Origin of the sequence: Silvimonas amylolytica (assembly GCF_014645555.1) — a bacterium.
Classification (GTDB): domain Bacteria; phylum Pseudomonadota; class Gammaproteobacteria; order Burkholderiales; family Chitinibacteraceae; genus Silvimonas; species Silvimonas amylolytica.
The window spans coordinates 213,336-225,575 of the sequence record NZ_BMLY01000006.1 but is presented as its reverse complement, the minus strand read 5'-3'; the positions used below and the strand labels follow the sequence as shown (position 1 = coordinate 225,575).

At 57.1% G+C, this 12,240-nt stretch carries 12 protein-coding genes; 1 reads left to right on the top strand and 11 read right to left on the bottom strand.

Features of this window, described 5'->3' with window-relative positions:
* Window positions 1–100: 100 nt before the first annotated feature.
* The 10 genes from hfq to ndk form a co-directional block, all read right to left on the bottom strand.
* On the bottom strand, window positions 101–367 hold the full coding sequence (gene hfq / locus IEX44_RS16835) for an RNA chaperone Hfq (RefSeq protein ID WP_184098342.1): 267 nt from the start codon (window positions 365–367) through the stop codon (window positions 101–103).
* Between the two features lie 144 nt (window positions 368–511).
* Window positions 512–1,948 (bottom strand): ribosome biogenesis GTPase Der, encoded by a 1,437-nt coding sequence (der, locus tag IEX44_RS16830; RefSeq protein WP_188696655.1) that lies wholly within the window; start codon window positions 1,946–1,948, stop codon window positions 512–514.
* A 5-nt stretch (window positions 1,949–1,953) separates the two neighbouring features.
* Window positions 1,954–3,096 carry an outer membrane protein assembly factor BamB gene (gene bamB / locus IEX44_RS16825; protein WP_188696651.1) on the bottom strand — a complete coding sequence of 381 codons (1,143 nt, stop codon included), beginning with the start codon at window positions 3,094–3,096 and terminating at the stop codon, window positions 1,954–1,956.
* Window position 3,097: 1 nt separating this feature from the next.
* Window positions 3,098–3,733 carry a YfgM family protein gene (locus IEX44_RS16820; RefSeq protein ID WP_188696648.1) on the bottom strand — a complete coding sequence of 212 codons (636 nt, stop codon included), beginning with the start codon at window positions 3,731–3,733 and terminating at the stop codon, window positions 3,098–3,100.
* Window positions 3,734–3,822: 89 nt separating this feature from the next.
* Window positions 3,823–5,109: a histidine--tRNA ligase gene (gene hisS, locus IEX44_RS16815; RefSeq protein ID WP_188696645.1), complete on the bottom strand. Its 1,287-nt coding sequence runs from the start codon at window positions 5,107–5,109 to the stop codon at window positions 3,823–3,825.
* Between the two features lie 59 nt (window positions 5,110–5,168).
* A complete protein-coding gene (gene ispG, locus IEX44_RS16810; RefSeq protein WP_188696642.1) occupies window positions 5,169–6,449 on the bottom strand; it encodes a flavodoxin-dependent (E)-4-hydroxy-3-methylbut-2-enyl-diphosphate synthase in 1,281 nt (426 codons plus the stop codon).
* 57 nt (window positions 6,450–6,506) lie between these two features.
* Window positions 6,507–7,427, bottom strand: coding sequence for a RodZ domain-containing protein (locus tag IEX44_RS16805; RefSeq protein ID WP_188696640.1), 921 nt, complete (start codon window positions 7,425–7,427; stop codon window positions 6,507–6,509).
* A 64-nt stretch (window positions 7,428–7,491) separates the two neighbouring features.
* Window positions 7,492–8,220, bottom strand: a complete 729-nt coding sequence (pilW, locus tag IEX44_RS16800; protein WP_188696637.1) for a type IV pilus biogenesis/stability protein PilW — start codon at window positions 8,218–8,220, stop codon at window positions 7,492–7,494.
* A gap of 63 nt (window positions 8,221–8,283) precedes the next feature.
* A complete protein-coding gene (gene rlmN, locus IEX44_RS16795) occupies window positions 8,284–9,408 on the bottom strand; it encodes a dual-specificity RNA methyltransferase RlmN (protein WP_188696634.1) in 1,125 nt (374 codons plus the stop codon).
* 26 nt (window positions 9,409–9,434) lie between these two features.
* Window positions 9,435–9,860 carry a nucleoside-diphosphate kinase gene (ndk, locus tag IEX44_RS16790; protein ID WP_188696631.1) on the bottom strand — a complete coding sequence of 142 codons (426 nt, stop codon included), beginning with the start codon at window positions 9,858–9,860 and terminating at the stop codon, window positions 9,435–9,437.
* A 165-nt stretch (window positions 9,861–10,025) separates the two neighbouring features.
* On the opposite strand from ndk, the gene IEX44_RS16785 reads away from it, so the two are divergent.
* Complete coding sequence (locus IEX44_RS16785; protein ID WP_188696629.1) at window positions 10,026–10,796, top strand: SPOR domain-containing protein; 771 nt, start codon at window positions 10,026–10,028, stop codon at window positions 10,794–10,796.
* Window positions 10,797–10,972: 176 nt separating this feature from the next.
* Here IEX44_RS16785 and IEX44_RS16780 read toward each other — a convergent pair whose 3' ends face one another.
* The gene (locus tag IEX44_RS16780; RefSeq protein WP_188696625.1) at window positions 10,973–12,127 is read right to left on the bottom strand and encodes an NAD(P)/FAD-dependent oxidoreductase; all 1,155 of its coding nucleotides are present in this window, start codon (window positions 12,125–12,127) and stop codon (window positions 10,973–10,975) included.
* Window positions 12,128–12,240: the final 113 nt, after the last annotated feature.

The following is a 12,240-nucleotide window of genomic DNA, read 5'->3' as shown; positions in this document are numbered from 1 at the left end:
ATCCGTCAAAGCGCGGCCGTACTTTGCAATATGGCGGCACCTGGCCAGAAAAAAACCCCGGGGCCCAAACCACCGGGGTTTTTTCTGCCGGTCTGGCGATTTACGCTTCCGGCGTCGCAGCGGCTACTGTAGCCGATTGCGGATGCTCATGCGGGATGTTGACCGGGCGCGACGGGACAACGGTGGAAATGGCGTGCTTGTACACCATTTGCGTCACGTTGTTGCGCAGCAACACAACATACTGATCGAACGATTCGATCTGGCCTTGCAGCTTGATGCCATTCACCAGATAGATGTAAACCGGCACATGTTCTTTACGCAGGATGTTCAGGAACGGGTCTTGTAGCATTTGCCCCTTGGTACTCATGTTTTAATTCTCCGATGCGTTATTGTTGGTGGTGAATCGCAAATCTTCTAATTTGCTTTGCTTTTTACAACCTGTCTTACGCTTATAGTACAAAAGCTGTTAGCTGCCAATAGGCAAGTTACCATTGCCTAACCGTAAAACAGGTTACGGCCGGAATGGCTTTTTGGCCTTGTGTGCCGCCAGCTTCTTGCGGCTTTCTTCTTTTTTGCCCGCAACCACCTTGCGACGGCGCTCCATCAAACTCTGTTTTTTCGGCTCTTCCAGTTTCTCCTGGAAAGGGTTATCCCCGCGCTTGAACTGCACGCGCAAGGGTGTACCTTGCAACTTGAACATGGTCATGAAGCTGCGTTCAAGGTAACGCCAGTACACCGCCGGAATCTGTTCCAGCGCATTGCCGTGCACCACCACCACCGGCGGATTAGTCCCACCCTGGTGAGCGTAGCGCAGCTTGGGTCGAATCTTGCCGGAGAGCGGCGGCTGCTGACGCTCTACCATCAGTTGCAGCGCGCGCGTGAGTTTGGGCGTAGGAATCTTGATCATCGCCGCGTGATACGCCTGGTCGATGGATTTGAACAGATCGCCTACACCCTGCCCGCGCAGGGCAGAGATATAGTGGAACTTGGCAAAATCAAGGAAGGTGAGCTTGCGGTCGATTTCGCGCTTGATACGGTCGCGCTGCACTTCGTCCGCGGATTCCCACTTGTTGATGGCCACCACCAGCGCGCGCCCGGTTTCCAGTACAAAACTGGCCAGGCGGGCATCCTGATCCGACACTTCCTGCGTGGCATCGAGCACCAGCACAGCGACATTGGCGTCGGTGACCGCCTGCATGGTTTTGATGACGGAGAATTTTTCGATCACGTCATCAATCTTGCCGCGGCGGCGCATGCCGGCGGTGTCGATAATGGTGTATTGCCGATCATTACGCTCAAAATCGATGTACACCGAGTCACGCGTGGTGCCCGGCTGGTCGAACGCAATGACGCGCTCTTCACCCAGCACGGCATTCACCAGCGTGGACTTGCCCACGTTCGGTCGGCCAATCACGGCAAACTTGGGGTGATCGGCTTCGGCCGATTCTTCATCGACCGGAAAGCGCTCAAGTACTTCGCTGATGAGTTCACGAACGCCCTCGCCATGCGAGGCGGAAATGGCGGTCGGCTCGGTCAGGCCCAACTCGTAGAAGTCCGCCACCACAACGCCGCGGGTCATGCCCTCAACCTTGTTGACGGCAACCCATACCGGGCGCTGACTCTCGCGCAGGCGCTGCGCAATGATCTTGTCTTGCGGGGTAATGCCGGTACGGCCATCCACAATGAAAATCACGGCATCGGCTTCATCCACGGCCTGCAGCGTCTGGCGGGCCATTTCATGCAGGATGCCTTCGTCGACGACCGGTTCAAAACCACCCGTATCGACAACAAAGTACGGGCGATCGCCCACCTTGCCGTGACCATAGTGACGGTCACGGGTCAGGCCCGGCATATCAGCGACCAGCGCATCACGCGTTTTGGTCAACCGGTTAAACAGAGTGGATTTGCCCACATTGGGGCGCCCTACCAGGGCAATCGTTGGCTTCATGCGTTTTACTTTATACCAACCGAAAACACATCGCCCTTTTGGGACTGCAAAATCAGATGGTCAGAGAAGGTTTGCGGTGCCGCAGCGATGCGACTACCGTCGGTTGCGAGTTGTGCGACGAAACTACCGTCGTCTTCGTTGAGCAGATGAACGTAGCCTTCCAGATCGCCGACGGCGACATATCCACCCACTACGGCCGGTGCACTGACGATGCGGGCGACCAGCTTGTCTTGATCCCAGACGCTGCGACCGGTTTCACGTTCGTAGGCACGAACATGGCCCTGGTCATCGGTCAGAAACACCTTGTTGCCATCAAAAGCCACACCCGAATAGCTTGAGGCTTCACGTGACCAGATGGTGGAACCGTTGCGTGGGTCAAAACATGCTACGCGCCCCTGATAGCTCGCTGCGCAGACCGAACCACCGGTCAACAGCGGAGCAGAAACGATATCGGCTACGCGCTCAACTTCAGTCGCACCTTTAGGCTGAGATACGACCGTATCCCACAATACACGCCCGTCTTCGGTGGACAATGCCGCCAGATGCCCTGCCGGCAAGCCAGCAAAAACAACACCATTAGAGACAGTAAACGGCGCGTAGTTACGCAATGTCAGCGATGGCAGCTGGCGAGAATATTGCCACTTCACCGAGCCATCACTACTCGACAGCGCGGAGATTTTGCCGTCGCCAGTGCGAATCAGCACGACGTCATCGGCCACTGCAGGTGGCGCCACGATTTCGCTGGAGGCCTGGCTATTCCACAGTGGCTTGCCATTGGCATCAAACGCGTAAACCACGCCCTTGAGTGTGCCGACCACCACGATACCGTTACCCGCTCCCACGCCACCGGCTACGGGCTTTTCAAGGCGCACGCGCCATTGCATGCCACCACCCGTCAGTTTGTATGCAGTCAGCTTGTCCGGCGCCCCGGCTACAATGACAAGATCGCCCAGGTTAGCTGGCAAAAACCGCAGAAACTCAGCGTTACTACCTGCCGACGCGCGCCATTCCACCGCCGCGTTGACGGTGTTCTTGACCTTGGGCAGTGGCGATGGTGTTGGCGCGTTGCTGGGTGCGGCACAAGCTGCCAGCACCGCCGCAATCGCGGAGAGGCACAAACCACGTACAAACTGACGTTGCAAAGACATATCAGGAATTTCCGAGAGCAGCGAGTTTTACTTCAACCAGAACCGCATTAGGTGTGTTCTTTTCTTGCTTGAGCTTGGCCAGCACGTCTTTATAAGCGTCGCGTGCACCAGCCGCATCGCCCTTGGCGGCCAGCACATCACCACGCAACTCTGCAAACAGCGTCGTGTATGCAGCACCCTCACGGGCAGCCAGCACTTTCAGAGCGGCGTCATATTGTTTCTGGTCGAGTTCAATAGAGGCCAGGCTCAGACGAGCTGCATCACGCATGGCGGACTCAGAGGAATGCGCAATAACCCACTCCAGCTGGGTCTGTGCACCCTTGGTGTCGTTGGCTGTTGCTGCGCCCTTGGCAGACAACAGCGCAGCGCGTGTGGCATACGGGCTGTCCGGATAATCCTTTTTCAAGAGATCAGCCTGCGCCACAGCCTTGACGGGATCAGCCGCGTAAGACGACTGGAACACAGCATATTGGTCAGCCGCCGCTTGCGCCTGCTTGCCCGCCCACCAGTTCCAGCCAGTCCAGCCCAGATAGGCAACGAGACCAATCACGACCAGACCGGCGATGTATTTACCCCAGCTCTCCCAGGCAGCCTTCAGTTCGGCAATCTGTTCCTGTTCTTGCAAATCAAAAGCCATGCTGATTTCCCGTTGCAGCCCCTTGCTGCTTGTTATGTGGATAAATGCGGGCAACCCAAGCCGGCCCGCATGCGAGATCAGGTTTCGGATTATGCCCGAATTTGCGTAGCAAGGTCTGCCAAAGGCAATGTGACTTGTGCGCCAGCCTGCTCACCCTTCAACGTTTTGAGATTCGCTGTACCGCTGGCCACTTCTTCATCTCCGATCACGATGGCAAAACGCGCGCCGGACGCATCCGCCTTCTTGAATTGGGACTTGAAACTGCCGCCGCCGCAATGAAGCACGACAGAAAAACCCTCGCTGCGCAGTGAGTTCGCCAACTTGAAGGCCGCCACGCCTGCAGCTTCACCAGCGTGCACCAGATAAACGTCAGGATGCTGCGCCGGCGGCACAATACCCTGGGCTTCCAGCAACAGCAGCATGCGCTCAATACCAAGACCAAAGCCGACACCCGGACACGGCTTGCCGCCCAGTTGCTCGACAAGGCCATCGTAGCGGCCGCCCCCACCCACAGTCGCCTGGGTTCCAAGTTCGGCTGTCGTCCACTCGAACACGGTCAGATTGTAATAATCCAGACCGCGCACCAGACGCGGATTAATCACGTAAGTCACCCCTGCCGCATCAAGCAGAGACTTGAGCGTTTCAAAGTGAGCGCGGGATTTCTCACCCAGAAAATCCAGCAAGCGCGGCGCATTGTTAGCCATGTCCTGCAATGCCGGATTTTTGGTATCCAGTACGCGTAGCGGATTGGTGTACAAGCGGCGCTGACCGTCCTCATCGAGCTGATCTTTAAAGCCTTCCAGGTACTTGATCAGTTCGGCGCGATGCGCCGCGCGCTCGCTGGCCTCGCCCAGGGTATTGAGCTCCAGGGTCAAGCCGGTCAGACCAAGACGCTTGAACAGGTCTGCCAGCATGACAATCTGCTCCGCATCCACGTCAGGGCCTTCAAACCCGAACGCTTCCGCGCCAATCTGGTGAAACTGTCGATAGCGACCTTTTTGAGGGCGCTCATGCCGATACATTTGGCCGATGTACCACAAACGCTGGGTCTGGTTATAAAGCAAGCCGTGCTCAATGCAAGCGCGAACAGTGCCGGCAGTGCCTTCTGGCCGCAGCGTCAGCCGCTCACCATTGAGCTTGTCCTCAAAGGAGTACATTTCCTTCTCAACAATGTCGGTATGCTCGCCCACACCACGTACAAACAGATCGGTAGACTCCACGATCGGGGTGCGAATCTGGTTGTAGCCATAGGCACTGAGCCAGTCACGCGCTACTGCTTCAAGGTAAAGCCAGGCAGGCGTGGCAATCGGTGCGCCCTTGGTCACGACGGGCAACGCGTCGTTCATGCCGCGAACGCCCTCGATGTTTTTACTCATTTGATCAATCCGGTATGGGTAAAGACACGCGCCGCCGGTTCAAGGGCGGCGCGCAGCGGTCAGATTTGTTTAAGCGGAATCGTACGCGGCGCAGCGGTTTCCCGCCGCTTTGGGCCACCCTCTTGATAGCGGGTGAGCACGTAGTCCTGCACGATCGCAAGAAATTCTTCGGTTACACGCTCACCTTTCAATGTCACGGTTTTTTCACCGTCGACATAGACCGGGCAGACCGGCACTTCGCCCGTGCCGGGTAGACTGATCCCGATATCAGCCAGCTTGGACTCGCCCGGACCATTGACCACACAGCCCATGACAGCCACCTTGAGGTCCTCAACACCGGGATACTGGAGGCGCCACACCGGCATTTGCTCACGCAAAAATTGCTGAATGCCCTGGGCCAGTTCCTGGAATACGGTCGACGTCGTACGACCGCACCCGGGACAAGCCGTGACCAGCGGAGTAAACGAGCGCAGACCCATGGTTTGCAGCAACTCTTGCGCCACCACTACTTCTTTGGTGCGATCACCGCCCGGCTCCGGGGTGAGCGAGATACGGACCGTATCGCCGACACCTTCCTGCAACAGAACCGCCAGTGCAGCACTAGAGGCAACAATCCCCTTGGAGCCCATGCCCGCTTCGGTCAAGCCCAAATGCAATGGATAATCACAGCGGCCAGACAGATCGCGGTAAACCGCAATCAGATCCTGCACGTGCGAGACCTTGCACGACAGGATGATTTTGTCCTTGGACAACCCCCACGACACAGCCTGGTCAGCGGAGTCGAGCGCTGAGCGGATGAGTGCTTCACGCATCACGGCCTCTGCCGGCAGCGGTTTGGGCAGCTTTGCGTTTTCATCCATCAAGCGCACAGCCAGCGCCTGATCCAGCGAACCCCAGTTCACACCAATACGTACCGGCTTGTCGTATTCGCAGGCCTTCTCGATCATGAACGCGAACTTCTCGTCTTTTTTCGAGCCCTTGCCTACGTTACCGGGGTTGATGCGGTACTTGGCCAGCGCCTCTGCGCAGTCCGGATAATCACGCAGCAGGCGATCACCGTTAAAGTGAAAATCCCCCACGATCGGCACGTCGCAATCACGCGCGGCCAACATATCGCGGATACGTGCCACTTGCGACGCGGCTTCCGGACTATTGACGGTAATGCGCACCATTTCCGATCCAGCACGCCACAGATCATAAATCTGATCTGCAGTCGCCCTGGCATCGGCAGTATCGGTATTGGTCATGGACTGCACAACGATCGGATGGTCGCTACCTACCCAGACGTTGCCGATGCGCACCTGCCGGGTAGCCCGGCGCGGGATATTGTCGGTAATCATGTATTTGCTTCTGCTTGTCTTTGCCGCACTGAAACTGGATATGACGAATGACGACTATTATTTCAGTTCAAAGTTAGCGACTTGTGTTTTCGTGTATTGCGTCAGATCCACGGTCTGGCCACGCAGCCACACACGGGTATTTGGCGCATTGCCAATCTTGATATGGTATGGCGGTACACCGCCAAGACTGCGGTCTGTACCTGCCACGAGAATATTACTGACAAGGCGCGTGCCGTTGGCATCGATCACCTGTACCCAGGTATCTTCATTCGCAACGATACGCAGTTCACCGTTACCGATGACCGACTGCACCGCTGATGCGGGTACCGGGGTTGGCGTAGCGGCTTGGGCCGTGACGGTCGATGCATTGGCAGGCACTACACCCGTTGCCTTCGCTGCAGCAGGCGTCGCCTGCGCGACCGAAGCCTCAGCCACCACTGGTGCAGAAGCAGCATCAGCCACAGCCGAAGCCACCGGCGCACTGGCAATTGCCAATTCAGGCTCGGACGCTTGTGGCTCCGAGGCCACTTGCGTTGCATTCAGTTCGGGCGACGGGGGTTGCTGCAAATACCAGAAAATCGCACCTACCGCGCCGCAAAACGCCAGCACAAAACCTGCCAGACCCAGTATCCGCCCCCCGCCACCGCCACCATTGCCGACAGAGAATGAATTGTTCTCTTCGACAAGATGAGGCAGCGCGACCTGCACACGCTCACGCGGTAGCAAGCTCTCGAGCTGAGCCAGCAAAGGGGCTGGGTCCAGTTGCAGGAGCTTTGCGTAATTGCGCACAAATCCGCGGGCAAAGGTGTTGCCCGGCAGTTGGTCAAAGTGATCGGATTCAATGGATTCAATCTGTCGCGACGACAACTTGAGTTGGGCAGCGACATGATCAAGGCCAAGGCCCAGAGCTTCACGCTGGGCTTTAAGGCGGGCCCCTGGCCCGTATGCTGGCGCGTTAGTTTGTTCTTGTTCGCTCATCACGGATATTTCCACCGGTCAGATTGGGACCGGATAACCAGTTGTGTACAGGTCCAGTCCGGCTTCAGTTGAGCTGACCGCTCAACAAGCGGGTGGTTTCAATGGAATCAGGGTATTGCGACTTGAGCTGATTAGCCAGACGGCTTTCCGCTTCAGCATTGCCCAGCGCATGCTCCAGCCGCAGGCCCATCCAGGTCAGCGCTGCACTTGGCTGCACCATATGTTGCAACTCGTTATAGTACTGGCGAGACTGGACATAATCCTTGGTGCGCAGCCCCTGCTCAACGAGTTCCTGGCGGGCGAGCACGTTATCCGGTCGCAAGCGAAGTGCTTGCAGGAAATATGCATTGGCGGCCTTTTCATCTTTCAGGCCAACCGCGCACTGACCGGCATTGACGTAGGTCTTGTCCGCACTGGCATACAGCGGGTTCTTCACCGCCGTCATGTAGTGCTGGATACCCTCTTGCTGGCGCGAGTGATTACACAGGTACCAGCCAAAGTTATTGTTAATATCGGAGTCATCCGGCGCAATATTCAGTGCTTGCTGAAAATTGGCAATGGCCTTGGTGTCATCGTGCAGCTCTGCGTAGATCAGACCCAGCACACCGTAAGCCGGCGCGTAACGACTATTGGAGGCCAGAGCCTCTTTGATCTCCTGCACTGCAATAGTGTATTGCGCGCGCTTGAGGTATTCCCCCGCCAGCTGCGTGTGCAGCAATGCGCGGCGATCAGCTTGCGACATATCGTCGCCGGAAGATGCAGCATGCACATACGGAGCTGCAAGGCTTGTCATGGCAAAGCAAATCAAGGAAACCATGTACCGCCGGATCATTCCACTTCCCCTGTATTGATATTTTTATCTGAACTGGATCGGGCGCGTCTCTTGTGCCTGTCGGTTAGCCGTACGACGCGTTTTGTCCTGTACCTGACCAGCCAGTTGGCCACACGCAGCATCAATATCATCGCCGCGGGTTTTGCGGACGGTGACGATATAACCTGCGTTCATCAGGATATCCCGGAACGCGAGGATAGCATCACGGCCGGAACGGTTGTAGCCCGAATTCGGGAAGGGATTGAATGGAATGAGATTCAGCTTACAGGGCGTATCACGCAGCAGTGCGATCAATTCGCGGGCGTGTTCGGGCTGGTCGTTCACTCCGGCAAGCATCACATATTCAAAGGTGATGAAGTCCCGCGGGGCTTTTTCCAGGTAGCGGTTACACGCGGCCAGCAACTGCGCCAGCGGGTATTTCTTGTTGATCGGCACGATTTCATCGCGCAGACGATCGTTGGAAGCATGCAGACTGACGGCGAGCGCTACCGGCACGGCGTCACGCAAACGATCCATGGCCGGCACGATACCGGAGGTCGACAGCGTGACACGACGGCGCGACAAACCGTACGCATTGTCGTCGAGCATCAATTTGAGGGCTTTGACGACATTGTCAAAGTTGGCAAGGGGCTCGCCCATGCCCATCATCACCACGTTGGTGACAATGCGGGAATCCTGGTTTACGGGTACGCCAATCCGGGCTTGTTCAGCACTCAGACGACGATTGGCCCACCACAACTGCCCAATGATTTCACCCACAGAGAGATTACGGTTAAAGCCCTGGGCGCCAGTCGAACAGAACGAGCACTCCAGCGCGCAACCCACTTGCGACGAAATACAAAGGGTGCCGCGATCATCTTCGGGGATGAACACGGTCTCAATGCCATTACCGACATTCACATCCAGCAGCCACTTGGTGGTGCCGTCGCTGGCAACATGCTCAGCCAGCATGGCGGGCGAGCGCACTTGTGCGCCCGCCGCCAGTTTTTCCCGAAAGCCCTTGGCGATATCGGTCATATTGCTGAAGTCTGCCTCACCGTGCTGGTGAATCCACTTCATCAACTGTTTTGCACGGAACGGTTTCTCACCATAGCTGATCATCAGCTCGGCAAGACCTTCCGCATCGTAATCCAGCAAATTAACCGACATACCAATTGCTCCTGCGGGTCTACGTCTTAGCGACCGTAAACTTCGCTGGCCGGGAAGAAGTAAGCGATTTCAATAGCCGCGTTTTCAGCGCTATCGGAACCGTGTACGGCGTTTGCGTCGATGGATTCAGCGAAGTCGGCGCGGATGGTGCCCTTGTCAGCCTTCTTCGGGTCAGTAGCGCCCATCAGATCGCGGTTCTTCAGAACGGCGCCTTCGCCTTCCAGCACCTGGACAAACACCGGGCCGGAGACCATGAAATCAACCAGATCCTTGAAGAAAGGACGTGCTGCGTGCACGGCGTAGAAGCCTTCAGCTTCAGCACGGGACAGTTGCTTCATCTTGGCAGCAACGACTTTCAGGCCGGCGGACTCGAAGCGATCGACAATCTTGCCGACGACGTTCTTGGCAACAGCGTCCGGCTTTACGATCGAGAGGGTACGTTCAATAGCCATTTGTTTTCCTACTCCAGGTTGATTTGACTTAACTTGTTTCTACGTGTTTACTTCATGCGGCAATGCTACTAACAGCACGGCATTGCTGCTGAATCGGGGGCCGAAAATCGGTGCTCTTCAGCCAAATAGCCAAACATTATAACAAATTCAACAACATTGCGGCAGATGAGCGACCAACTCGACCCCATCCTGCATCAGGCCGAGCAATCCCGGCTTAAACAGCAACTGGCATGGCGCCTTGGCATTGCTGCCGGCCTCATCATCGTTGTCCTTGCCGCCATCTGGCTGCTGGACCACAGTCAAAACGGCGAACCCGAGCCCACAATTACCACGCCACGCATTGCCTCGGCTGTCGGCACCCTTGCCACGCACCCGGCCAGCACCGTGGCTTCGGCCATCGCATCCGCGCCCGTCGCGGCTAGCGCGGTGGCCTCAGAACCAGCCACCGCTTCTGCAGTGGCCACTCCCTCGCCAACCCCTGCACCCACGACCACCGAGACGCCGGAGCCCGCACCGCAACAGGCCGTGACCACGCAGACGCCGATCAAAGCGCCGGGCCACGTTGCGCCCGCGCCAACGACCAGTCAGGTTCGTACCACACCTGCGCCAACGCCCATACCAACTCCGACACTGCCGTCCAAAGCTGCAGAACCCGCCTTGAACCTGCCACCTCCGGAAAAAACCACCGAGACCCCGGGCACACCAGGCAAATTCGAAGTGCACGCCGGCAGCAATGGCTACACCATTCAAGCTGGCGTATTCCTGCACGCTGCGAATGCCGACAAGCTACTCACCCAACTGCAATCCGCCGGTGTACCCGCATGGCTGGAAACCCGCGTACAGATCGGGCCGTTTAAAAACAAGGCAGACGCCGAGGCGGCGATTCGCAAATTGCGCAAATTGGGTATAGAACCCATCGTCCGGGAAAACCAGTAAAGCCTGGCAACAATCCTGCCCCAGACACTTTTCAAAAGCTTTTCAAGGGTTTGAAATGGGGACTTGCAACACTGGATGCAACATCTGTGACCATAAAAAAACGGGCTGGTGCCCGTTTTTTTATTTGATGTGATGCAATATCCAGCACGACAGACCCATCAAACCAGAGCAGCGGATCAGGCCAGCACAGGCGGCAGTTGCGGCAGCAGGGACTGACGTTCTTTGGTCGCAGCGCCACACAGCGCAAACCCCAGCAATTGCCCCTGACCGTTAATGAAACGAGCGTCGACCCCCTCTTCCGTCACATTTACTTGCCACTCGCCCAATGCGCCCACTGCGGGCGACGACACGACCGTCGGGCAAGCTGGTGTTTTAACCAGTACGGGCATCGCTGGATAAGCAAGGCTGGCGGCGTTTCCGGCAAGGACCTGAGCCAGTGCGCGCGCGGCGTGCATGATCGGCATGACAAAGGGCAGAAACAGTCCATCGACCTCTGCACAGTCGCCCAACGCATAAATATGGCCATCACTGGTCTGCAACTGGCGATTAATCACCACTCCGCGCTCAACCCGCAAGCCAGCAGCTTCGGCCAGTGTGTTATTCGGATGCAAGCCCACTGCAGACAACACGAGGTCAGCGCCCAGTCGCTCACCCGAACTCAGCTCCACTTCAAAGCCACTACCCGTCGCATGATGTACAGCACCTGCCAGCGCACCAAATACAAAACGCACGCCTGCAGCCTGTAATTTTGTGGCAAACCACTCTCCGGCTTGTGGCGGCAGCAGTCGTGGCAGTGGTGTAGTGGCTGACTCCACCACGACAGGCTCAATACCGCGCGCCAGCAGGTCATTTGCAAACTCACAACCAATCAAGCCGCCGCCGAGAATCACCACCCGCTTTACGCCGTCGAGCTTGCCAGCAAAATGCGCGAAGTCATCAATATGATTGACCGACAAGACTTCATCCGCAGCCTCACCACCCAGCCGCAGCCGGATCGGTTCAGCGCCCACCGCCAGCACCAGGTCGCGATAAGTCTGCACTTGACCGTCCGAGAGCATCAGCATCTGCTTTTCGCGATCAATACCCACCACCTCTGTGCGGGCAAAGATCGTCGCATTCAGTTCGGCCTCCATTTTCTCAGCCGACTTCATGACCAGCGTTGCCGCAGTCTTGTTGCTCGCCAATGCGTTGGACAGCATGGGCTTGGAGTAAAAATCCGCACCATCGCCAGCGATAATCACAAGTTCCGTTTCGGTATCCAGCTTGCGAAATTCCCGCGCAAGGTTGTAACCAGCCAATCCAGCTCCGACGATGACGACAGGCAATGCCATGAAAATCACTCCGGCGCGATCAGGTCAGCAAGACCCAACCCCGCTTCAAATCAGGTTTACGGTAAAAAAACAAACGCGGCCCGGCAAGCCACTTATCACGCCTGCCGGGCCGC

Bases quoted from the DNA above. Each gene is read 5' to 3' on its own strand.
- IEX44_RS16785 (WP_188696629.1), top strand. From the start codon at position 10,026: ATGAGCGACCAACTCGACCCCATCCTGCATCAGGCCGAGCAATCCCGG.
- ispG (WP_188696642.1), bottom strand. From the start codon at position 6,449: ATGATTACCGACAATATCCCGCGCCGGGCTACCCGGCAGGTGCGCATC.
- hfq (WP_184098342.1), bottom strand. From the start codon at position 367: ATGAGTACCAAGGGGCAAATGCTACAAGACCCGTTCCTGAACATCCTG.
- hisS (WP_188696645.1), bottom strand. From the start codon at position 5,109: ATGAGTAAAAACATCGAGGGCGTTCGCGGCATGAACGACGCGTTGCCC.
- der (WP_188696655.1), bottom strand. From the start codon at position 1,948: ATGAAGCCAACGATTGCCCTGGTAGGGCGCCCCAATGTGGGCAAATCC.
- pilW (WP_188696637.1), bottom strand. From the start codon at position 8,220: ATGACAAGCCTTGCAGCTCCGTATGTGCATGCTGCATCTTCCGGCGAC.
- IEX44_RS16805 (WP_188696640.1), bottom strand. From the start codon at position 7,427: ATGAGCGAACAAGAACAAACTAACGCGCCAGCATACGGGCCAGGGGCC.
- rlmN (WP_188696634.1), bottom strand. From the start codon at position 9,408: ATGTCGGTTAATTTGCTGGATTACGATGCGGAAGGTCTTGCCGAGCTG.
- bamB (WP_188696651.1), bottom strand. From the start codon at position 3,096: ATGTCTTTGCAACGTCAGTTTGTACGTGGTTTGTGCCTCTCCGCGATT.
- IEX44_RS16820 (WP_188696648.1), bottom strand. From the start codon at position 3,733: ATGGCTTTTGATTTGCAAGAACAGGAACAGATTGCCGAACTGAAGGCT.
- IEX44_RS16780 (WP_188696625.1), bottom strand. From the start codon at position 12,127: ATGGCATTGCCTGTCGTCATCGTCGGAGCTGGATTGGCTGGTTACAAC.
- ndk (WP_188696631.1), bottom strand. From the start codon at position 9,860: ATGGCTATTGAACGTACCCTCTCGATCGTAAAGCCGGACGCTGTTGCC.